Consider the following 21,917-nt stretch of genomic DNA (forward strand, 5'->3'; position numbering starts at 1 on the left):
GGCGCCCAGTCAGTGCGAGTCGCCGAGTGCCGCCAAATGCCGCTCAGGCACCGGTCGGGCATGCATTTGGCGGCACTCGAAGCCCGCGGCGCCGCACTCCCGAACGGAGCAACTACGCCAAGCGACCGTCAGCTAACCGCACCCGCCGCGTCACGAGAGACGCCGCCACCGGCACGTGCGAGATCAGGATCACCGTGGTGCCGTCGGCAGCCGCGGCCGTCAGAAGGTCGCGCAGGAGCTCGTCGGCGACAGCGGGGTCGACCCCCGCCGCGGGCTCGTCGAGCACCAGGATCGGGAAACCGCGCAGCAGGGCCCTGGCCAGGGAGATCCGCTGGGCCTGACCGCCCGAGACCAGTTCGCCCCGTTCGCCGAGTCGCGCCGTCAACCCGCCGCGCTCTCGAAGCCACTCGCCGAGCCCCACCCGCTCGAGCACCCCGGTGAGCTCGTCGTCGGTTGCCGTGTCGCACGCGAACAGGAGATTCTGCCGGATGTTCTCATCGAAGAGGTACGGCGTCTGCTCGACGAGCCCGACGGTCGCACGGACATCAGCGGGGCGGAGTTCGGCGTCGGCCACTCCCCCGATTCGGTACGAGCCCGAGTGGTCGAGAAAGCGCACCAGCACCTGCGCGAGCGTCGTCTTACCGGCGCCGCTCGGCCCTTCGATGAGCACGCGATCACCCACCGCCACCTCGAGAGTGACGTCGGAGAGAGCCGGCGACGACGACGCACCGCCGTCGGGTTCAGGCCAGGCCGCCCCCAATCCCGCAAGCGCCAGCGCCGGCGATCCCACGGGCCCGAGCTCCAGGGCCACGCCGGCGGGAGCGTCGTCGGGCTCGTCGTCGATCACGACACCGACCGGGGAGCTCGACGGGGCGGCCTCGTCGACCCGGCGGGCGCTTGCGGCGACCTTCCGCCAGGCGAGCACGGCGACGGGAACGGCTCCGACGACCTCGAAGACGGCCAGCGGCACGAGTGCGACGAGAGCGAATTCGGGGCCGGTGAGACCGTGGCCGAGCGAGGGCGCGGCGGCGAGGATCGAGAACAACACCGTGGCACCCGAGACGAGGGCGATCAGCCCGGCGACGATGCCTGCGCTCGAAGCCCGTCGCAACGACGCGCTGCGAAGATCGACGTCCAGGGCGTCGACCCGATCGAGCTGACCGTCGATTGCCCCGAACGCGACCAAGACATCGAGGTTCTGGACGGTGTCGAGCACAGCCGCCGACAGGGCACCGCGACGCTCGGCCAGATCCATCTCCGACGTTCGCGCCAGCCGGGAGGCGAGAAGGCAGCCCACGACGAACGCCACGAGGAGGCCGACGAGTAGCACGAGCCCCGCCCGCGGTGCGACGATGAACACCGCGACGACAGCCGCGAGCGCCGAGACACCCGAGATGACGAGGGGCTGCACGACCCGCAACGGTAGATCTTGCAGCGCGTCGACGTCGCTCACGACCCGGCTGAGCAGATCACCGCGATCCGTCCGGCCGAGACCGGCGGGGGCGATTCGCACGAGTCGCCGGTAGAGGCCCGTCCGCACCACGGCGAGTTGGCGGAACGCGGCGTCGTGGCTCGCCACTCGCTCGAGGTAGCGGAAGACCGCTCGAGTCAGCGCGAAGAGCCGCACCGACACGATGGCGATCGACAGGTACAGGATCGGGGGCTGTTCGGCGGCGCGGGTGATGAGGTAGGCACTCATCGCGAGGAGCGCGACACCGCTCAGCGCGCTCAGCACCCCCGCGGCGAGTCCCGGCCAGCTGCGGCGGAGCGACGGCTGTGCGGTTCGAAGGATCGAATTCGTCATGCCGAGACCTCCCGAGCAGACGGAGAGACAGACTTGGCACCGGCGACGAGGCCCGAGGGCGTCAGCGTGAGGGCGACATCGGCGGCCTCGGCGACCGCGGGGCGGTGGGTCACGACGAGCACGGCCACGCCGGTCGCTGCAATGGCCCGCAGCCCGTTGACGAGCACGGCCTCGGAGTCGGCGTCGAGGGCCGATGTCGGTTCGTCGACGAGCAGCAACCGGCACCCGCGGCGGCGCACCCGATAGATGGCTCGAGCGAGCGCGACCCGCTGGGACTGGCCGCCCGAGAGTCCTGTTCCGCCGGCCCCGAGGAGCGATTCGGCCTCGACGTCGCCCACTCCGGCGGTCGCAAGAGCTTCTCTGACCGCGAGAAGGTCGACTCGGTCGCCGAGCGCGACGTTCGAGGCGATCGTGCCGGCCGACAGCGCCGGACGCTGACCCGACCACGCGATGTCGGTCGCGAGCGGTGCACGGTCGGCCGTGTGCCAGCGCACCGTACCCTCGTGCGGCGCTGTTCCGAGGAGGGCGGCGAGCAGTGTCGACTTGCCGACCCCGCTGGATCCTGAGATCGACGTCACGAGACCGACCGGAAGGTCGAGATCGACCGGGTCGAAGACGCGCCGCCCGTCGAAGGCCACGCTGAGCCCCCGTACCTCTAACACGTCGGCGTGCCCGACCGATTCAGAAGACGAAGGATCCGCGGAGCCGCCCGAAGCTCTCGCCGGAGCCGCACCGACCTGCTGGTCGAGCACCCCGAACACCTCGTCGGCAGCGGCCACACCGTCGGCGGCAGCGTGGTAGTTCGCCCCGACCTGGCGCAGCGGCAGATAGGCCTCGGGGGTGAGGAGCAGCAGGAACAGGCCGACCGGCAGCTCGATCGACCCGGAGACGAGCCGGAGCCCGATGGCGACCGCGACCAGAGCGACCGAGAGCGAGGCGGCCATCTCGAGGGCGAACCCGGAGAGGAACGACACCCGCAAGACCTTCATCGTCTCGGTGCGGTACTCGTCGGTGATGGCGCCGATCCGTCGCACCTGTCTCCGGTCGCGACCGAAGACCTTCAGGGTCGAGAGGCCCCCGACCGCGTCGAGGAACGCCGTGGCGAGGCCGGCCAGGCGCTCCCACTGGCGGGCCTGAGCGGAGCGGGTCGTCCAGCCGATCAGGATCATGAAGACCGGGATCAGCGGCAGAGTCACGACGACGATGATGCCGGTGAGGGCGTCCTGGGTGAAGAGGACGACCACGAGCAGCGGGGTCGCCAGCGCCGTCAGGATCAGCTGCGGCAGATATTTGGCGAAATACTCGTCGAGTGCGTCGAGACCCGGCCCCACCAGGGTGGCGAGTCGAGCCGAACCGTGAGCGGCCACCCACGCGCGACCCTGACCGGCGATTGCCCCGACGAGCCGCGACCGCAGCTGGCTCTTGACGCGAACGGCCGTTCGCGCAGACAGTGCCTCCAGCCCCCACAGCAGCGCCGAACGAACGACGAGGGTCGCCCCGAGCCCGAGGAGAAGCGGCGGCAGCTCCCCCGAACGCCCCGCAACGACCGCGACGACCGCCTGCGAGACGAACCAGGCGAAGGCGACCGTCGCGGCCGTCTGCACCACGCCGAGGGCCGCACCTGCTACCAGGAACGACCGGACGGACGAGGCGTAGCGCAGCAGGCGCGGATCGAGGGGCTTCACGGCGCGACCGTCAGTGCGCCGACGCGGTGATGAGCGAACGGGTGACGCGCTTGCGGAAGATCCAGTACGTGAACCCCTGGTAGCCGAGGATCAGCGGCACGAAGATCAAAGAGATCCAGCTCATGATCGACAGGGTGTATTCGCCGCTCGACGAGTTCAGGATCGTCATCGTGTTGGCCGGGTCGTTCGTCGCCACGAGCACGTTCGGAACGAGGGCGGCGAACAGGCTCGCCACCGTCACCGCGATCGTCGCCGCCATGAAGGCGAACGAGACCCCTTCGCGACCGCGGAGGTTCGAGACGAACGAGGTGACGAGGGTGACGACCGCGACACCGGAGAGGGCGATTGAAAGCGGGCGACCGTGAGCGAGGCTGGTGGCGAGGAGGAACCCGCCGGCCACGACGATGGTGGCGACACCGACGCGGGTGGCCAGATGGCGCGCCCGGATCCTGATCTCACCATCGGTCTTGAGCGACACGAAGATGAGCCCGTGCGTGAAGAAGAGCAGCAGGGTGGCCAGGCCGCCGACGACCGAGTACCAGTTGAAGAGGTCGGCGAAGGATCCGATGTAGTCGAAGTTCGCATCGAGCGCGAGGCCGCGAACGATGTTGGCGAAGACGACACCCCAGAGGAAAGCCGGCACCACGGAGCCGATGAAGATCATCCGGTCGAAGTTGCGCTTCCACTTGTGGTCGGGCCGCTGGTGCCGATACTCGAACGAGACTCCGCGGAGGATCAGCGCGAGCAGGATCATCAGCATGATCAGGTAGAAGCCGCTGAACACGGTCGCGTACCACTCCGGGAACGCCGCGAAGAGGGCGGCGCCGGCGACGATCACCCAGGTCTCGTTGAGATCCCAGACGGGGCCGATGGTGTTGATGAGCACGCGGCGGTCGGTGTCGTCGCGGCCGAGGAACGGCAGCGACATTCCCACACCGAAGTCGAAGCCGTCGAGCACGAAGTACCCCGTGAAGAACAGGCCGATCAGCAGGAACCAGATATCGGGGAGACTCATCAATAGACCGTCGCTTCGTGCATCAGCTTGCCGGTGGTCTCGTCGACCTTGGTTGGGGCGTCGGGCCCCTTCTGCGCGGCCTTCAGGATCAACCGGAACTCGACGACCATGAGCGTCCCGTAGATCGCGGTGAAGGCGAGCAGCGAGATGAGCACCTCGACGCCGGTGGTGCCGGGCGAGACGCCGTCGCTCGTCTTGAGCAGCCCGAAGACGAGCCAGGGCTGTCGACCCATCTCGGTGAAGATCCAGCCGATCACCATGGCGGCGAGCGGGAGTGGGAAGCTCCAGGTCGCGGCGCGCCAGACCCGCTTGTTCTGCGGCATGCGACCCTTGCGGGTGATCCAGAGGCCCACGGCCGCGATCATGATCGCGAGGATGCCGAGGGCGATCATCCAGCGGAAGGCCCAGTAGGTCACCCAGATGATCGGCGTGTAGTCGCCGGGGCCGTACGCCGAGACGTACTGCGCCTGGAGGTTGTTGATGCCCTCGACCGTGCCGGTGAACGTGTGCGTCGACAGGAACGACAGCAGGTACGGGATGCGGATGCTGAAGAGCTCGCTCACACCGTCGGGAGTGCCGAGGGTGAAGACCGAGAACGACGCGTCGAAGCCGGTCGACGTCTTGTAGAGCGCCTCGGCCGCAGCCATCTTCATCGGCTGGGTCTCGACCATGGCGAGGCCGAGCTGGTCGCCCGAGAGCACGGTGAGCGCGCCGGCGGCGAGCATCATCCACATACCGAACCGCAGGGCCGGACGCATGGTCTCGAGGTGCTGGTTGCGGTGCAGGTGCCAGGCGGCGACCGAGATGATGACGGCGGCCGAGACCATGAAGCAGGCGAAGAGCGTGTGCGGGAACGCCGCGAGGGCGACCTTGTTGGTCAGCACCTCCCAGAGACTCGTGAGCTCGGCACGGCCCTTCTCCTCGTTGATGGCGTAGCCGACCGGGTGCTGCATGAACGAGTTGGCGCAGATGATGAAGTAGGCCGACGCGATGCTGCCGATGGTCGCACCCCAGATCGAGGTGAGGTGCAGGCCCTTGGGCACGCGGTCCCATCCGAAGATCCAGACGCCGAGGAACGTCGCCTCGAGGAAGAACGCGAGGAGGCCCTCGAGGGCGAGCGGAGCGCCGAACACGTCGCCGACGAAGCGGGAGTACTCCGACCAGTTCATGCCGAACTGGAACTCCTGCACGATTCCGGTGACGACGCCCATTGCGAAGTTGATCAGGAAGATGCGGCCGAAGAACTTCGTCAGCTGGAGGTAGTGAGCACGGCCTGTGCGGTACCAAGCGGTCTGGAAGACGGCGACGGTGAAGCCCATGCCGATCGTGAGAGGCACGAACAAGAAGTGGTAGATGGTCGTGAGGCCGAACTGCCATCTCGAAAGAAGGAGCGGATCGAGTAGCTCGTTCATGCGATGCTCACCGGGTGGTTCACGGGTGCCTCTTGTCATTCCGAGGGGTGGTCGTCTCGTCGTTGCGACTTCCTGGGGACACTTAAACCCTAGGAGTCCGGCGGGCCCCAATCGGGCCGTCTCACCTGCGAAAAGCCTGATCACGCCGGGGAACGCTCGATCCCGAGAGACTGCTGTCACGAGCGCGGATGGCACAGAAGAAGGGCCGCCGTTCGAGTGCCTCTGACTCGAACGACGGCCCTTCCGGGGTGCTGCGACGTTACTTGACGAGCCCGGAATCGCTCAGGAACTTCTTTGCGATGACGGCGGCCGACGACTTGTCGTCGACGCTCGTGGTGTTGAGGTCGATCAGCGTGGCCTGCGTGAGCTTCGCGTTGACGTCCTCGATGATGCCGGCAGCCTTCGAGTCGACCTTGTCGTCGACCACGGGGATCACGTGCTGCGGCAGGATCATGTTCTCGGGGTCTTCGAGGCTGACGAAGTCGTTCGCCTTGATCGCCGGGCTGGCCGAGTAGATGTCGGCGAGCTGGACCTGACCGTTCTTCAGCGCGGCGACGGTGTTCGCTCCGCCGGAGTCGCTGATGGTCTTGAGAGTCGCCGTGGCGCCGTAGACCGACTTGAGGCCGGTGATGCCGTACGGACGGGTCTGGAACTCGGCGTTCGCTCCGACGACGAGCTTGCCCGAGTAGTCCTTCAAGTCGGCGAGGCTCGTGATCGAGTTGTCTTCCGAGAACTTCTTGGTGACGGTGTACGTGTCCTGGTCGGTCGCCTCGGCGGCCTTGAGGACCCGCAATCCGTCCGGCAGTGCATCCGGCAGAGCAGCGACGATGTCGTCCTCGCTCTTCGCGGTGGTCTTGGCGTCGTAGTACTGCAGCAGGCTTCCGCTGTAGTCGGCCATGACGTCGATCGTGCCCTTTTCGAGCTCGGGCAGGTAGACGTTGCGCTGACCGATGTTGAACTGGCGGTCGACCTTGAACCCGGCGTTCTCGAGCGCCTGGGCGTACGCCTCGGCGACGATCTCGTTCGAGTAGTACTGCTGCGAGCCGATCACGATCGTGTCACCGGACGCCGTTTCATCCGATCCCGACTTGAGCGGGTCGCTTGACGAGCACCCTGCCAGGGCGACCATAGCCCCGATCGCGACTGCGCCCACGAGGGCGAGCCGGCCTCTCTTCGCTGTGAACATCACTTGCTTCCTTCCTGGAGTGGGGATCCCACTACCGCGCGGGAACGGGTTGCTCCCGGGCGGTCGTTCTGAGTGCGTCCCGCGCGGACACCCGCGGGGACGACGAGGCGCTGGATGATCGAGAAGACGATCTCCAGGACGATGGCGAGCACGAGCACGAGGATCGCGCCGACGAGGATTGTGGAGAAGTCGTTGTTGCCGAGGCCGAGGAAGATGAAAACCCCGAGGCCGCCAGCACCGACATAGTTGGCGAGGGTGGCCGTCGCCACGATCTGCAGTGTCGCGGAGCGGAGGCCGCCGATGATGAGTGGGAGTCCGAGAGGCACCTCGACCTGTCGCAGGATCTGCCATTCGGTCATGCCCATCGCGCGCGCCGCGTCGATCGTCTTGCGGTCCACCGCTTCGAGGCCCGAGTAGGCCCCGGCGAGAATCGACGGGATAGCCAGGATCACAAACGAGATGAGCGGTGCTCGGAGACCGATGCCGAGAAGGACTGCCAGAAGCGTGATTACACCGAAGGTCGGCAGGGCACGCGCACCACCCGAGATGAGCACCGCGGCTGAGCGTCCGCGTCCGGTGTGACCGATGGCGAGACCGATCGGAATGGCGATGACCGCCGAGATGACGAGGGCCACGAGCGTGTACCAGAGGTGCTCGGCGAGGCGGTCGCCGATCGGGTTTGGCGCGACCTCCGACCAGTTGGCCGGATCGACGATGTACGAGAAGGCACTGCTGAAGAAGTTCATGCGGTGGCCATCATCCGTCGGGCGGCACGGCGAGTCGGAGCCGCGGTGGCACGCGACCACGGCATGAGGAGGCGTCCGAGGAGCACGAGCAGACCGTCGAGGATCAGTGCCAGGGCAACCGTCAAGACGATACCGGCGACGATCTCGGCAATGATGCCGCGCTGCAGCCCGTCGGTGAAGAGAAGGCCCAGCCCGTTGATGCCGAGCACTCCCCCGACGGTCACCAGACTGACGGTGCTCACGACGACCACGCGCATCCCGGCCAAGAGCACGGGGCCGGCGAGGGGAAAGTCGACGGAGAAGAAGCGACCGAGGCCGCTGAATCCCATGGCCGTGGCCGACTGCCGAACATCGGGCTCGACCGCGTCGAGCGCATCGGCGGTCGAACGCACCATGAGCGCCATGCCGTAGAGGGTCAGAGCGATCACGACGTTGACCGGGCTGCGGAGCCCGAGGCCGACGACGACGCTGAGGACAATCAACAACGGCAGCGACGGGATCGCGTAGAGCAGACCGGCGACCGTGAGGAGCGGCCCACGGAACAGTCGATAGCGGTTCGCCAGCCACCCGAGCGGCACGCTCAATACGAACGACAGGATGATGGGAGGGATACTCAGCTGGAGGTGCGCCCACGCCGAGTCGGCGAGGTAGGGAAGGTTCTCGAGAACCCACTTCACGACAAAGGCCGATCCGCCACGGGAACTCGGCCGGTCAGAGTGCCCGCAGGGCGACCGTCGGCATCGACGACGATCGAGCCCGACGCCGTCTCCTCGATGTGCAACGCCCGCTTTCCGCGGTTCGCCCCGACGAAATCCGCCACGAAGTCGTCGGCCGGGTTCGCGAGGATCTCGGCGGGAGAGCCGACCTGGGCGATGTGGCCGCCCTTCTTGAGGATCACGACCTGGTCGCCCAGGTAAAAGGCCTCGTCGATGTCGTGGGTGACGAAGACGACCGTCTTGTCGAGGTCGCGCTGGAGGCGGATCAGTTCCTCCTGGAGGTCGGAGCGAACCAGAGGATCCACGGCGCCGAACGGCTCATCCATCAGCAGGATGTTCGGGTCGACGGCAAGACCCCGCGCGACGCCGACCCGCTGCTGCTGGCCGCCCGAGAGCTGGCTCGGGTAGCGGTCGGCAAACGCGCGATCGAGACCGACGGTGTCCATCAGCTCGAGCGCCCGGATCCTTGCTTCGGCCTTCTTGACGCCTTTGAGGAGTGGCACCGTCGCGATGTTGTCGACCACCTTGCGGTGCGGAAGCAGCCCGGAGTTCTGCATGACGTAGCCGATGCTGCGCCGGAGACCCACCGGCTCGAGGCCGCCGATGTCGTCGCCGTCGATCTGAATCGACCCCGAGGTGGGATCGACCATTCGGTTGATCATCCGGAGGATCGTGGTCTTACCGCACCCGCTGGAACCGACGAAGACCGTCGTCTTGCGGGAGGGGATCACGAGGCTGAAGTCTTCGACGGCACGAGTTCCGTCGGGATACTGCTTGGTTACCGAGCGGAACTCGATCATGGGCGACCCTTCTCGCTGGACATGGCACCGATGGACAGTTTCTTCGGGCACCTTCTTCGTGGGCACCACAAATCGACACACGCCAGGTCGTCACACTGAACCACAGTTGCGGCGGCAGTGTTACGAGGCCGTCATAAATCGCCTCAGGCGGACGGGAGGCGCTCCAGATATGCCGCGACGACCAGCCGGCTCTCGTCGATGAAACGCGAGTCGCCCTGAGGATCGTGCAGGAACGCGCGGGCGACGAGCGACGTCGACATCTCGGTTGCGACCTCGATCGCGAACTCGAGGTCGGCGGTGCGTTCGAGAGAGAAGATCTCGACGAGGTGAGACGTCAGTTGATCGGAAAGCGATCGACGTGCGTCGGCATCGCCCGAGCGGTCGGCCGTCTCGGTCTCGCTGAAGCGGATCGCGCGGAAGCCCGGCTCACTGCGGTACATCTCGACCTGGGCCGTGATGGCGAGGTCGAGGGCGGAGTGCCAGTCGGCCGAATCCGCCTCGCCGATCGCTGCCCCGAGCCGCTCGAGCAGGCGCGCGATGCTGCGCGCCGCCAGCGCCTCGACAACGGCGATACGGTCGGGAAAGTAGCGGTAGACCGTGCCGATGGAGGCTCCGGCCCGCTCGGCGACCATGGCCGTGGTCAGTCGCTCGAAGCCGATCTCGTCGATGATGCCGGCAGCGGCGTCGAGGAGCCCGGTGAGCCGTGCGGAGCTTCTCGCCTGCACGGGCTCGTTCCTGAGCAGTGATGATCCCCCGGGCAGTGCTTCATTGACATCGGTGACGAGCAATGGTTCTCCTTCTTACAAGCGTTGCGACGCCTCGATGTCGTCCACCTACGGTTGACTGGACGTCATGTGCGGAAGAATCGTGATGGCGCGCGCCTCGAGCGACCTAGTGGCGCTCTTCGACGTGGACGTGACGGGAGACACTCTTCCAGAGCCTTCCTGGAATATCGCCCCGACTGCGCAGGTGAGTCTTCTCGTCGACGCGGCACCCCGGGGCGACGATGCGGGAGGGCCACCGATCCGTCGACTGGCCTCGGCGAAATGGGGCCTCATCCCCTCCTGGGCCGACGACCCTTCGGTAGGGTCACGCGCCTTCAACGCCCGCATCGAGACGGCGGCCGAGAAGCCCACCTTCCGCGACGCGGTCGTGTCGAGGCGCGCCGTGATCCCCGCCTCGGGCTACTACGAGTGGGTACCGCAGGCCGACGGATCCAAGCTCCCCGTGTACGTGAGCCTTCCCGACGACGAACTGATGCTCTTCGGTGCGCTCTACGAGTGGTGGCGCAATCCGGGCGCGGCAGCGGACGACGCCGGTCGCTGGATCCTGAGCACCACGATTTTGACCCGCGAGGCCGTCGGGCCGCTCTCCGAGATCCACGAGCGGATGCCCGTGCTGGTCGACGCCGAGATCATGGAGGACTGGCTCGACCCGCACACCGAGGGCGACGCCGACCTCCTCGAGGGCATCTCGGGCGAAGCCGAGCAGCACGCCTACCGGGTGACCGTACGAGAGGTGCCGGGCGGGCAGGTCGGCGAGCCGCTGGCGAGCGCCGCAGGCGACTGATCGCGCGGACGGGCGAACCGGCCGGCGTGCCAGAATGATCGAATGCTGGGCTCCCGAAAGTCGCCACCCGCCCGAAAATCCGACTCGACGAGCCGATTCGCCAAGAACCTCGCGCAAACCCCCCTCGGGCAGAGCCCCCTCGGCCAGAGCCAGCTGGCTCAGAACGTCGTCTCGCAGGGCGTCGAGCCGATGCTGCATCGGGCCGCGCGCATGGAAGACACGATCCACGAGTTCCGCGAAAGGAATGCCCGGCGACGCGGCCTGATCCCGACGATCGTCCCGTTCGTCGGCTACGGGGGCGACGGTTGGTTCCGCGTGCTCGGCCGCGTGCTCCTGACGAAAGACGGCGAGAAACGCTCCACCGGGCACACGCACGTGCGCGGGTGGAGGAGCTTCACCAGCGTTCCGATCGACGAGGTCGTCGTCGACGTGGTGGTCGACGGCGTCACCCATCACGCGACCGCCGATCGCGGCGGAGTCGTCGACGCTCGAATCGAAGTGGGATTGCCGCCGGGGTGGAACACCATCACACTCCGCACCGAGGGCTCCCTCGACGTCTCGGCGGAGATCTTCGTCATCGACCCGTCGGTGCGATTCGGCATGGTGTCCGACATCGACGACACCGTGATGGTGACGGCACTCCCCCGCCCGCTCCTGGCCGCCTGGAACACCTTCGTGCTCGACGAGCACGCGCGACGGCCCGTGCCCGGCATGGCCGTCCTCTACGAGCGCCTCCGCGCGACACACGACGGCTGCCCGGTCATCTACCTCTCGACCGGCGCTTGGAACGTGGCTCCGACTCTCTACCGGTTCCTCACCCGCAACTTCTACCCGCGCGGTCCGCTCCTCTTGACCGACTGGGGCCCGACCCACGACCGCTGGTTCCGGTCGGGTCGCCAGCACAAGCAGCAGTCGCTGGCCCGTCTGGCACAGGAGTTCCCCGACATGGAATGGCTGCTCATCGGTGACGACGGGCAGCACGACGAAGATCTCTACGGCGGGTTCCTGCGCGATCATCCGAGCAACGTGGCCGGTGTGGCGATCCGCCAGCTGTCGTCGAGCGAGGCCGTGTTCGCCGGTGGCCGCTCCCGGAGCGAGGAGCGCGAGCGCGCCACCAACGTGCCCTGGATCTATGCGCCCGACGGCGCCGGCATCTGGGAGCAGCTGGTCGAGAAGGGGCTCGTCGAGCCGAACTGAGCGGCTAGTGGCTGCCGGCCAGCATCTGCATCACCTGGTCGTAGTTGCCGTTGGCCTCGGAGTAGCGCAGCGGCTTCACGCGCTCGACCATGACCTGCTTCTCGTCCGGTCGCTCGGTGAGGATCGACATGACCTCGTCGAGGAACTCGTCGACCGGCATGGCGCGCCCGCTGTCGTCCTGATCCTGACCGAGCAGGGTCGTGGCGACCGCCGGCGGGACCAGCTCGAGCACCTCGACCGACGTGTCGGCGAGCTGCAGGCGCAGGATGTCGGTGAACGAGGCCACCGCGGCCTTGGTCGCGTTGTACGTCGGCGTCAGGGCGAGCGGCGTGTAGGCGAGGCCCGAGGTGACGGTCATGATCGTGGCGTCCGGCTTGGTCTGCAAGAACTCGGTGAACGCGGCGATCGTGCGGATCGTCCCGAGCAGGTTGGTCGTGATCGTCTTCTCGGCGGTCTCGAGGAATCCGGCCGAGTGCAGGTCTTCCGGCTGCATGATCCCGGCCATGGTGATCACCACATTGAGCTCAGGATCCGACGCGGTCACCTTCGTGAACGCCTCCGCGATCGATGTCGGATCGGCGACGTCGAGCTCGAGGCCGGTGATCCCCGGGTTGCTCGCCTCGATGTCGCGCAGCAGCTCGGCGCGGCGCCCGGCCACGATGACCTTGTTGCCCGCAGCGGCGAATCGCTGGGCGAGCCCCAGGCCGAGTCCTGAGGTGCCGCCGGTGATGAGAATGGTGTTTCCTGTCGTCTTCATGTCTTCACTCTGCTCGGGTCGGCGGGTCTCGGGTAGGGAGCGCTCAGCCGCGGACTCCCGGTCTCTGCTTCCTTCTCAGGTGGCTGGCCTGTTGCCTCTCCGAATTTGAAGGAAAAACCTTCCGGGCGAAACGCAAACACAAGGATCCGACGGGGTCACGCACCCGGATCTCCTTCAAATTCGGAGAGGGCCGGGTTGGGGGCCGGGTGGGGGCTGGAAACGGGCGCGAATGTCGGTGGCGATTTCTAGAATTCGAACGTATCTTCGAATCAGACGAATGGGGCGCACATGAAAATTGACGAGCGAGTACCGGTCGAGACGACCGACGAGGGGTTACCCCTCCGCTTCACCTGGCGCCGCGTCGTCTACGGGGTGGTCAGCTCGCCCGAGTACTGGATCACCCGGCAGGCATGGTGGGCGTCGGCGAAACGAGCGCCCCGCGGGGCTGGCGCCGATCTGATCGAGATGCCGGTCTGGCGAGTCGACGCCCTTCCCCTCACCGATGGCGCGCAGAGGGTCGACGGCACGTTCGACCTAGCCCGAGATCCGGTCAGCCACGAGTGGCTGCTGCTCGGTGTCTTCGACGACGAGGTCGATCAGCAGCTGTTCGCCTGACTCCGCCCTGGTTCGACCGATTCGAAGCTCCCGAGTGATTTGATGAGCCCATGCCCCTAGCGATCGAAGACTATGCACTGATCGGCGACTGTCACACCGCCGCCCTGGTCGGCCGAAACGGCAGCATCGACTGGCTGTGCCTCCCCCGGTTCGATTCGGCGTCGATGTTCGCCGCGCTTCTCGGCGACGACGATAACGGTCGCTGGCTGGTCGCGCCGAGCGATGAGGCCGCCACAGCCACCCGCTCGTACGTCGACAGCACGTTCGTGTTGACCACGCGCTGGGTCACCACGACCGGCGAGGTCGAGGTGACCGACCTGATGCCCTACGGCGACAGGCGCGCCGATGTCGTCCGGCGAATCCGCGGCATCCGCGGCACGGTGACGATGCACGAAGACCTCCGCATCCGTTTCGCCTACACGACCGCTATTCCCTGGATCAGGCAGATCCCCGACTCCGCCGACATCGCCGCCGGCCGGGGCGAGCCCGGCACGACCGCACTGATCGCGATCGCCGGGCCCGACGCCGTCGTCGTCCGCGGCCCCAAGCTCACCGCCTCCGACCACACCCACGAGGCCACCTTCGACGTCTCCGAGGGTGAGACCGTCGATCTGTCGCTGACCTGGTATCCGTCGCACCGCGAGCCGCCCGCTCCGATCGACGTCGGGGCGCGGATCCTCGACACGGTCTCGTGGTGGCAGGAATGGGCTTCCCACTCCGACGCCCCCGCCGTCTACTCCTCGGAGGTGCACCGCTCGCTCCTGCTGCTCCGAGCGCTCACCCACGAAGACACGAACGGCATCGTCGCAGCCGCCACCACGAGCCTGCCCGAGCAGTTCGGCGGGCAGCGCAACTGGGATTACCGTTACGTCTGGCTTCGCGATGCGTCGATGACTCTGCAGGCGCTCATCCTGCACGGCTTCGCCGACGAGGCCACCGGCTGGCGCGACTGGCTTCTGCGCGCTATCGCCGGCGACCCCGCCGACGTGCAGATCATGTACGGGCTGGCGGGCGAGCGCTATCTGGCCGAGACGACCATCGACGAGCTGCCGGGCTACCAGGGGGCTGCGCCGGTACGCATCGGCAACGGCGCCTTCACGCAATATCAGGGCGACGTCTTCGGTGAGGTGATGGTCGCTCTTCACGACGCCCGCGAGCTCGGTGTCGAAGAGGGGGCTGATTCGTGGTCGCTGCAGCGGGCCCTCATGTCGTACGTCGAAGACAACTGGTCGCGGCCCGACAACGGCATCTGGGAGATCCGCGGCGAGGCGCAGCACTTCACGCACTCGCGGGTGATGATCTGGGCGGCACTCGATCGGGCGATCCGCGGCGTGCAGCAGTTCCACCTCGAGGGCCCCGTCGACCGGTGGCTCGAACTCCGCGAGAAGGTGCGCGACGAGATCGAGGAGCACGGCTACGACGCCGAGCGCAACTGCTACGTGCAGCACTACGGCTCGAAAGAGGTCGATGCGTCATTGCTGCAGCTCGCGCAGGTCGGTTATGTCGACGCCCACGACCCGCGCATGCTCGGCACGGTGAAGGCCATCGAAGAAGACCTCCTGCACGACGGCCTGCTTCTCCGATACCGCACCGAGTCGGGTGTCGATGGGCTGGCCGGCACCGAAAACCCGTTCCTCGCGTGCTCGTTCTGGCTTGCAGAGCAGTACGGTCGCAGCGGCCGCATCGACGATGCGACCCGGCTGATGGATCGCCTCGTCGGCTTCGCCAACGACGTCGGAATGCTCTCCGAAGAGATCGAGGTGGCCACGGGGCGCCACGTCGGCAACACGCCACAGGCGCTATCGCACCTGGCCCTCGTGCGCGCGGCCGACGCCATCGACGCCGCGATCGAGCACTCGCGCGGAGGCGACGCCCGACGGCTCGCGAGTCAGGCCTGACAGAAGGCGTCCGCACACGCACGCGCTTGCAAACACGAATCGGCCAAAGCACCGTGGCACGCCACGTCGCTTTGGCCGATTCGCGTCACATCAGACGCGCGAGGGTCACGCCTCTTTCGAGGTGGTCCAGCCTTCCGGCCCGGACGAACCCGCGGGGTACTTCTCGAGCGGCACGTCGTCGGCCTGCCACGCGTCGATGACCGGCTGCACGATCGCCCAGCAGCGCTCGGCCACGTCGCCGCGGATCGACAGCGTCGGGTCGTCGTGGAAGATGCCCGAGAGCACCTCGCCGTAGGGGGTCAGCTCGGGCTTACCGAGGTCGGTCTTGAAGACCGACTTCTCGAGCGAGAACGGGTTGCCCTGGCCGTTGGTGGTGACGCCGAGCTCGAGGGTCTCGGGGCTGATCTCGATGCGCAGCGTGTCGGGGCTGGAGGCGCCCTTGAGGCCTGCGGGAAGCACCGGCACGGGCTTGAACGTGATCAGCACCTCCTTGCGCACCTTGGTCATGCCCTTGCCGGAGCGCAGGATGAACGGCACGCCGGCCCAGCGACGCGTCTTGATCTCGAACTCGACCTCGGCGAGGGTCTCGGTCTGGCGCTCGTTGTCGACTCCGTCTTCGTCGGAGTAGGCGGGAACGTCTTTGCCGTCGATGGTGCCGGCGGAGTACTGGCCACGGCGGCTGGAGGCGACGGGATCGCCGTCTTTCACCCAGGTGGCGCGGAGGACGCGGGCGATCTCGCTGCGGAGCTCGATCGAGTCGATCGACGACGGGGCGTCCATGGCGATGATCGCGAGCACCTGCAGCAGGTGGCTCTGGATCATGTCGATCAGGGCGCCGGCCTTGTCGTAGTACTGCGCGCGACCCTCGAGGCCGAGGACCTCGTCGTAGAAGATCTCGACCTTCTCGATGTTGTCGCCGTTCCAGACCGGCTCGAAGAGGCGGTTCGCGAAGCGGAGGCCGATGATGTCGAGCACCGTCGAGCGACCGAGGAAGTGGTCGGTGCGGTGGATGCGCTCTTCGGGGATGACCTTGAGGAGCTCCTCGTTCAGGTCGCGGGCGCCCTGCTCGTCGCTGCCGAAGGGCTTCTCGAGTGCCAGGCGGAGTCCGTCGGGAACATCGATCTCTTCCAGGGCCTTGATGACCTTGGTCGAGATGGCGGGCGGAAGCGCGAAGTACATGACCGGCGCGCCCTCGGAGGCCGCGAACAGCTTCTTGAGGTGCTCGGGGTCGGTCGGGTCGCCCTGGATGTACTCGCTCGAGGCGAGGGTCCGCTTGGCGAGGTCGCTGCCGGCGTCGCCGTTGAAGGCCGTCTTGACGACGTCGTCCCACTCGTCGGTCGAGCGCTCGGAGCGGCCCGTCCCGATCAGCTTGACGTCGACGCCGCGGTCGCTCTTGAGCAGGCTCGCGAGACCGGGGAGGAGGAGGCGCTCGGTGAGGTCACCGGAAGCGCCGAGGATGATGAGTGTGCTCGTCTCCGTCATCAGACGGTCTGCTCGGGGCGAGTCGCGGTGCGGGAATTCATGGACGTCCTTTCCGAAGTGAAGCCCGTAGAAACGGGCCATGTGTCTCAACGCGCTCGTCAGGCGAGAATTCCCGGCGGAGGTCGGGTGCGGTCACGGGCGCGAGAGGCCACGATGCCAGCGTCAACCGTACTGCTCCGCGCCTGATCGTGTCGGCATCGGTCAAGTGGTGCGTGTCACCCGGTCAGCGTGCCAGGGCGACGAGGATCCGCGACGCCGACAGCGCGACCGACGCTTCTTCCGCCACCCGGCGCGGCGAGGGGTTCGTGCCGGCGTCGAGAGCGGACCAGGCGTCGTCGAGGGCGGCCTCGGCCCGAGAGATCGGCCGGGTGCGATCGTCGTGGGCCCGGATGGCGTCGGCGAGCGCGGCGTACAACGTGGCGAGGGGGTCGGTGACCGCGGATCCTGGGCTTTCGACCCGCCGGTCGGGATCGGCGCCGCGTCGTGCCAGCTCGCCGGTCACTTCGGCGGCGTCGCGCAGGTGGAAGGCGATCCGCTCCGCGATGCGGAGCCGGTCGCGGTCGTCGCTGAGGTCGATTCGGCGCCGGCGGCGGGGGTTCCACCGTTGCGATTCGTCTCCGTAGTCGACGGCCGCGCGCACACGGGCGAGTGTCACGGGCAAGGATTCGATGCGGCTCTCGAACTCGTCGCCGTCGAGCGGCCAGTCGGCGCGGAACACTCCGGCGAGATCGTCGGCCCGGTCGGCCAGCTCGGAGTGGAGGCGCTGCAGTCGATCACGGGCGTCACCCGAGTAGAGCGGGGGCACGACCGTGAAGTTGATCACCACGCCCACGACGATGCCGACGAGCATCTGCACCGCATAGCCCCACGAGTAGTCCTCGCTGTCGGAGCCGCCGATGAGCAGCACGAACAGCCCGGCCATCGGCACCCAGTCGCGACCGGCCCCGAGCAGCGGCAGCCCGCCGAGCAGCACGCCGACGCCGATCACCAGGGCGACAGTCAGCACCGTCGGGTTGCCGAGGGCCACGACGACCGCCGCGAGGCCGATACCGAGCACTAGCCCGGCGAGTGTCTGGATGCCCTGCGTCAGCGATGCCTTCACCGTCGGATACATGCTCACGACGGCCCCGAGCGGTGCGTAGTAGGGGTAGTCGGCAGCAGTGCCCGGCACGTGCGGCGCGATCCACCAGGCGAGCGCTGCAGCGAGAGCCGCTTTGACGGCGAGAAGGATCCGGGGGTGCGCCAGCAGTCTCAGGGCGCGTCGATTTCCCGGTGAAGGCATCACGACAGACTGCCATACGGCGGCCTGTGAGCTCGTTGATCCGTGTCGGTCGCGTCACCTACACTGTTCGAACACACGTTCGAACGAGAGGGGTCGCATGGCATTCACGCACCTGCACGTGGCCTCCTCGTTCAGCGCTCATTTCGGCACGGCGACGCCGATGGATCTCGTCGCGCAAGCCGTAGCCAGCGGGGCCGATGCGGCGGCGATCACCGACCGCGACGGTCTCTACGGAGCGATCCGGCACGTCGGCGCCTGCCGGGCCGCGGGCATCGATCCGATCGTCGGGGTCGAGCTCGGCGTCCTGTCCGATGCCGAGGGCGGGTCGGCACGCGGCCGGTCAGCGGCCGACACCGATCGCATCGTGGTGCTCGCCCATGGCTCCCCCGCCGGCGGTGTGGCGGCGGGGGCCGGGTGGGCCTCCCTCTGCCGGCTCATCAGTGCGGCGCACGGTCGAGCCACACGCAAGACGAGCGGCACCGCGAACAGCGTTGCGACGATCGCCCGCTCACGGCTCCGAGCCTTCCTGCTCGGCGACGACGGTCCGGCCGGCACCGTGCTGCTCGGTCCCGACTCCGATGTCGGCCGGGCGGTGTCTCGCGGTGATCACGCGAAGGCGATGGCACTGCTCGACGACTGGAAGACCCTGTTGCCGGGCGGTGTCGTCGTCGAGGTCGTCTGCCACCTGACCGAACCCGGCGAGAGCCGTTCTCTGCGGCACGCGGCCCGCATGCTCGAACTGGCCGACGCCGCCCGTGTTCCGGCGATCCTCAGCAACGCGGTTCGCTACCTCGAACCCGATGGCGCCGTCACCGCCGACGTGCTCGACGCCGCGGGGCATCTTGCCGCCCTCGGGTCGTTCGAACCGCAGCCCAACGCCCAGGCCTGGCTCAAAGGCCCCGGGGCGATGCGTGAGTTGGCACAGCAGATCGCGAGCGTCTCGTCACTCGATCGGCGCAGTGCCGAAGAGATGCTGGCCGCAACCGAAGAGCTCGCCGATCGCTGCCGCCTCGACCCCGACGCCGATCTCGGCTGGCGCCGCCCGAAGGTTCCCGAGCTGAGTGCGATCGGTGTCGAGGGCGACCCCGACCAGGTGCTCTGGCGTCGCTCCGAGGCGGGCATCACCGAGCGGTTCGGCGACGTGTCGATGGCGAAGCGCGAGAAGCTCGAGCGACGCATGCGCGACGAGCTGAAGACCATCACCGGGTTCGGGTTCGCGAGCTACTTCCTCACGGTGGCCGACGTCTCGCAGCTGATGCGCGATATGCGGGTGCGGAACGCCGCCCGAGGGTCGGGCGCGGGCAGCCTCGTCACCTACCTGCTGCGCATCTCCAACGTCGATCCACTCGAGCACGACCTCCTGTTCGAGCGGTTCCTCGGCAACAAGCGCGAGACGCTCCCCGACATCGACATCGACGTCGAGTCGGCCCGGCGACACGAGATCTACCGGGCCATCTTCGACCGCTACGGCAGCAACCGGGTCACCCTGATGTCGATGCAGTCGACCTACCGCGGGCGTGGGGCCGTCCGCGACGCAGGGCTCGCTCTCGGCCTCGACGACGAGCAGATCGACCTGGTGGCGAAGAACGTCTGGCGATCGAACGCCCGCGACTTCCGCACCGCCCTCGCCGAGAAGCCCGAGTTGCGCGAGATCGCCGATCTCGCTCGCGAAAACGACCAGATCGAGCTGCTCGTCGACCTGACCGAGCGACTCGACCGACTCCCCCGGCACATCTCGATGCATCCGTGCGGCGTGATCCTCGGCGACTCCGACCTGCTCAGCATGACCCCAGTGCAGCCGAGCGGCATGGGGCTTCCGATGAGCCAGTTCGACAAGCACGACATGAACGACGCGGGCCTGCTCAAACTCGACGTGCTCGGCGTGCGCATGCAGTCGTCGATGGCCTTCGCGCTCGACGAGATCGAGCGCATCAACGGCCCGCGCACGGCCCTCGCCGGTGCACTCCCCCTCGATGTGCCCTACGTCAACCGGCAGGGCCGCATCGAACTCGACGCGATCCCCCATGACGACGAGCCCACCTACGAGGCGATCCGCACCACCCACACCCTCGGCATGTTCCAGATCGAGAGTCCCGGGCAGCGCGAGCTGATCGGCAAGATGCAGCCCGACCAGTACGAAGACCTCATCGCCGACATCTCGCTGTTCCGGCCCGGCCCGATGAAGGGCAACATGGTCGCGCCCTACCTCGACACCAAGCACGGTTTTCAGCAGCCCGACTATCTGCACCCCTCGTTCGCCGAGTTCCTCCAAGACAGCTACGGGGTGGTGATCTACCACGAGCACGTGCTTCGCATTTTGAACGCCACCATGGGCATCTCGCTCGCCGAGGCCGACGAGATGCGACGCGCCATGACGAAGCGCGACGACCTCGAAGACGAGTTCCGGCAAAAGACGCGAGACAACCGCGACGCGCAGGGCCGCTCGAAGTTCACCGAGAAAGAGATCGATCGCATCTGGGGTGTGCTCAAGGGCTTCGGGTCATTCGGCTTCTGCAAGGCGCACGGCGCCGCCTTCGCCCTGCCCACTTATCAGAGCGCCTGGCTCAAGACCCACTACCCGGCCGAGTTCCTCGCCGGCATCCTCACCCACGATCCCGGCATGTACCCCAAGCGCCTGCTGCTGACCGAGGCGAAACGCATGGGCATCCCCGTCCTGCCGCTCGACGTCAATGCGTCGAGCGACGTCTTCCACGTCGAGCGGGTGAAGCCCCCGCGCACTCCTGTCGCCCGCTCGTACCCCGGCGAGCTCGGCATTCGTCTCTCTCTGGTCGACGTGCAGGGCATCACGGAGGCCGAGGTGACCCGGATCCTCGAGAACCGCCCCTTCACCTCGATCGCCGACTTCTACCAGAGGGCGACCCCGTCGAGACGGCTCTTCGAGCGGCTCGGCCAGGTGGGCGCCCTCGATTCCCTCGGCGGTGAGGGGCGCACGCGGGGTGACGTCCTGGCGAGAATTCGGCAGCTGACCAGCAGAGCCTCCCGCCCGAAGGCCACCGACGCCCTCAACCAGCTCGACTTCGACGTCGACGAATCGTCGTCGGTGCCGATCGGCACCCCCGACGTCTCTGTCCGTGAGCGGGTCAGCCGCGAGCTCGACATCCTCTCGCTCGAGGTCGGCGAGCACGTCATCGAGAGCTACCGGCCGATGCTCGACGACCTCGGAGTGATCCGAGCCGCCGACCTGCGGAACAACTGGAACGGCACGACCGTGCTCGTCGCCGGAATCCGCATCGCCACGCAGACGCCGCCGATGCGCAGCGGCAAGCGCGTCGTCTTCATCAGCCTCGACGACGGGTCGGGGTGCTCCGACTCGACCTTCTTCGAAGAGGCGCAGAATCGCGCCGGCTCCCTCCTGTTCGGCACGAAGCTGCTGCTGATCCAGGGCCGCACGAGGCGCACGGGCGAACGCGGCATCTCGCTCGAGGCCGACAACGCGTGGGATCTAAAAACGCTCTGGCGAGACTGGCAGGCAGGGCGGGTTGCGGGCGGTTCGCTCGGCGAGGGGGTCGACGCCTCGGTCAGCGACGGTCTCGACGCCGGCCTGGTCAGCCCGTGATCGCGCCCGGCCGGGTCGGCCCATGATCGCGCCCGGCCGGGTCGGCGGGTGTTTCCAGGAGTCGGGGGGGGGGGGGGGGCCCCCCCCCCCCCCCCCACAACCCCCCCCCCCCCCCGGGGGCCCCCCCCCCCCCCCACCCCCCCCCCCCCCCCCCCCGCCCGGGCGGGGGGGGGGGC

17 protein-coding genes are annotated in these 21,917 nt (G+C 67.7%); 5 read left to right on the plus strand and 12 right to left on the minus strand.

The features are described from left to right. Positions 1 to 112: 112 nt before the first annotated feature. The 9 genes from cydC to EDF39_RS14640 all read right to left on the minus strand — a co-directional run bounded on the left by cydC (position 113) and on the right by EDF39_RS14640 (position 10,089). Positions 113 to 1,804, minus strand: a complete 1,692-nt coding sequence (gene cydC / locus EDF39_RS14600) for a thiol reductant ABC exporter subunit CydC (protein ID WP_123944159.1) — start codon at positions 1,802 to 1,804, stop codon at positions 113 to 115. Beyond that, the gene (gene cydD, locus EDF39_RS14605; RefSeq protein ID WP_123944162.1) at positions 1,801 to 3,489 is read right to left on the minus strand and encodes a thiol reductant ABC exporter subunit CydD; all 1,689 of its coding nucleotides are present in this window, start codon (positions 3,487 to 3,489) and stop codon (positions 1,801 to 1,803) included. Before cydD ends, cydC begins: the two co-directional genes overlap by 4 nt. Positions 3,490 to 3,499: 10 nt before the next feature. Further along, a complete protein-coding gene (cydB, locus tag EDF39_RS14610; protein ID WP_123944164.1) occupies positions 3,500 to 4,504 on the minus strand; it encodes a cytochrome d ubiquinol oxidase subunit II in 1,005 nt (334 codons plus the stop codon). Next, positions 4,504 to 5,916: a cytochrome ubiquinol oxidase subunit I gene (locus EDF39_RS14615; protein WP_123944166.1), complete on the minus strand. Its 1,413-nt coding sequence runs from the start codon at positions 5,914 to 5,916 to the stop codon at positions 4,504 to 4,506. Before EDF39_RS14615 ends, cydB begins: the two co-directional genes overlap by 1 nt. Before the next feature lie 259 nt (positions 5,917 to 6,175). Then, entirely contained in the window at positions 6,176 to 7,102 is a 927-nt protein-coding gene (locus EDF39_RS14620; RefSeq protein WP_123944168.1) for an ABC transporter substrate-binding protein, read from the minus strand. Beyond that, positions 7,102 to 7,848: an ABC transporter permease gene (locus tag EDF39_RS14625; protein ID WP_123944170.1), complete on the minus strand. Its 747-nt coding sequence runs from the start codon at positions 7,846 to 7,848 to the stop codon at positions 7,102 to 7,104. The genes EDF39_RS14620 and EDF39_RS14625 overlap by 1 nt, the downstream gene beginning before the upstream one ends. Beyond that, positions 7,845 to 8,525 carry an ABC transporter permease gene (locus EDF39_RS14630; RefSeq protein ID WP_123944172.1) on the minus strand — a complete coding sequence of 227 codons (681 nt, stop codon included), beginning with the start codon at positions 8,523 to 8,525 and terminating at the stop codon, positions 7,845 to 7,847. The genes EDF39_RS14625 and EDF39_RS14630 overlap by 4 nt, the downstream gene beginning before the upstream one ends. Further along, on the minus strand, positions 8,522 to 9,364 hold the full coding sequence (locus EDF39_RS14635) for an ABC transporter ATP-binding protein (RefSeq protein ID WP_123944174.1): 843 nt from the start codon (positions 9,362 to 9,364) through the stop codon (positions 8,522 to 8,524). The genes EDF39_RS14630 and EDF39_RS14635 overlap by 4 nt, the downstream gene beginning before the upstream one ends. Positions 9,365 to 9,507: 143 nt before the next feature. Beyond that, positions 9,508 to 10,089: a TetR/AcrR family transcriptional regulator gene (locus tag EDF39_RS14640; RefSeq protein ID WP_233573141.1), complete on the minus strand. Its 582-nt coding sequence runs from the start codon at positions 10,087 to 10,089 to the stop codon at positions 9,508 to 9,510. Positions 10,090 to 10,216: 127 nt separating this feature from the next. Here EDF39_RS14640 and EDF39_RS14645 point away from each other — a divergent pair, with 127 nt between their 5' ends. After that, positions 10,217 to 10,933 carry an SOS response-associated peptidase gene (locus tag EDF39_RS14645; protein ID WP_123944178.1) on the plus strand — a complete coding sequence of 239 codons (717 nt, stop codon included), beginning with the start codon at positions 10,217 to 10,219 and terminating at the stop codon, positions 10,931 to 10,933. Positions 10,934 to 11,122: 189 nt separating this feature from the next. Then, entirely contained in the window at positions 11,123 to 12,130 is a 1,008-nt protein-coding gene (locus tag EDF39_RS14650; protein WP_123944271.1) for an App1 family protein, read from the plus strand. A gap of 4 nt (positions 12,131 to 12,134) precedes the next feature. Here EDF39_RS14650 and EDF39_RS14655 read toward each other — a convergent pair whose 3' ends face one another. Beyond that, positions 12,135 to 12,887, minus strand: coding sequence for an SDR family oxidoreductase (locus EDF39_RS14655; RefSeq protein ID WP_123944180.1), 753 nt, complete (start codon positions 12,885 to 12,887; stop codon positions 12,135 to 12,137). 288 nt (positions 12,888 to 13,175) lie between these two features. On the opposite strand from EDF39_RS14655, the gene EDF39_RS14660 reads away from it, so the two are divergent. Both EDF39_RS14660 and EDF39_RS14665 read left to right on the plus strand, forming a co-directional pair. After that, the gene (locus EDF39_RS14660; protein ID WP_123944182.1) at positions 13,176 to 13,502 is read left to right on the plus strand and encodes a DUF6504 family protein; all 327 of its coding nucleotides are present in this window, start codon (positions 13,176 to 13,178) and stop codon (positions 13,500 to 13,502) included. Between the two features lie 50 nt (positions 13,503 to 13,552). Beyond that, positions 13,553 to 15,400, plus strand: coding sequence for a glycoside hydrolase family 15 protein (locus tag EDF39_RS14665; protein WP_123944184.1), 1,848 nt, complete (start codon positions 13,553 to 13,555; stop codon positions 15,398 to 15,400). 105 nt (positions 15,401 to 15,505) lie between these two features. Here EDF39_RS14665 and EDF39_RS14670 read toward each other — a convergent pair whose 3' ends face one another. Both EDF39_RS14670 and EDF39_RS14675 read right to left on the minus strand, forming a co-directional pair. Beyond that, positions 15,506 to 16,882 (minus strand): glucose-6-phosphate dehydrogenase, encoded by a 1,377-nt coding sequence (locus EDF39_RS14670; protein WP_123944186.1) that lies wholly within the window; start codon positions 16,880 to 16,882, stop codon positions 15,506 to 15,508. Positions 16,883 to 17,105: 223 nt separating this feature from the next. Then, positions 17,106 to 18,164 (minus strand): FUSC family protein, encoded by a 1,059-nt coding sequence (locus EDF39_RS14675; RefSeq protein ID WP_123944188.1) that lies wholly within the window; start codon positions 18,162 to 18,164, stop codon positions 17,106 to 17,108. A gap of 97 nt (positions 18,165 to 18,261) precedes the next feature. Between EDF39_RS14675 and EDF39_RS14680 the strand changes: the two genes are divergently transcribed. Next, positions 18,262 to 21,741, plus strand: a complete 3,480-nt coding sequence (locus tag EDF39_RS14680) for a DNA polymerase III subunit alpha (RefSeq protein ID WP_123944190.1) — start codon at positions 18,262 to 18,264, stop codon at positions 21,739 to 21,741. Positions 21,742 to 21,917: the final 176 nt, after the last annotated feature.

The organism is Frondihabitans sp. PhB161 (genome assembly GCF_003814635.1).
Classification (GTDB): Bacteria; Actinomycetota; Actinomycetes; order Actinomycetales; family Microbacteriaceae; genus Frondihabitans.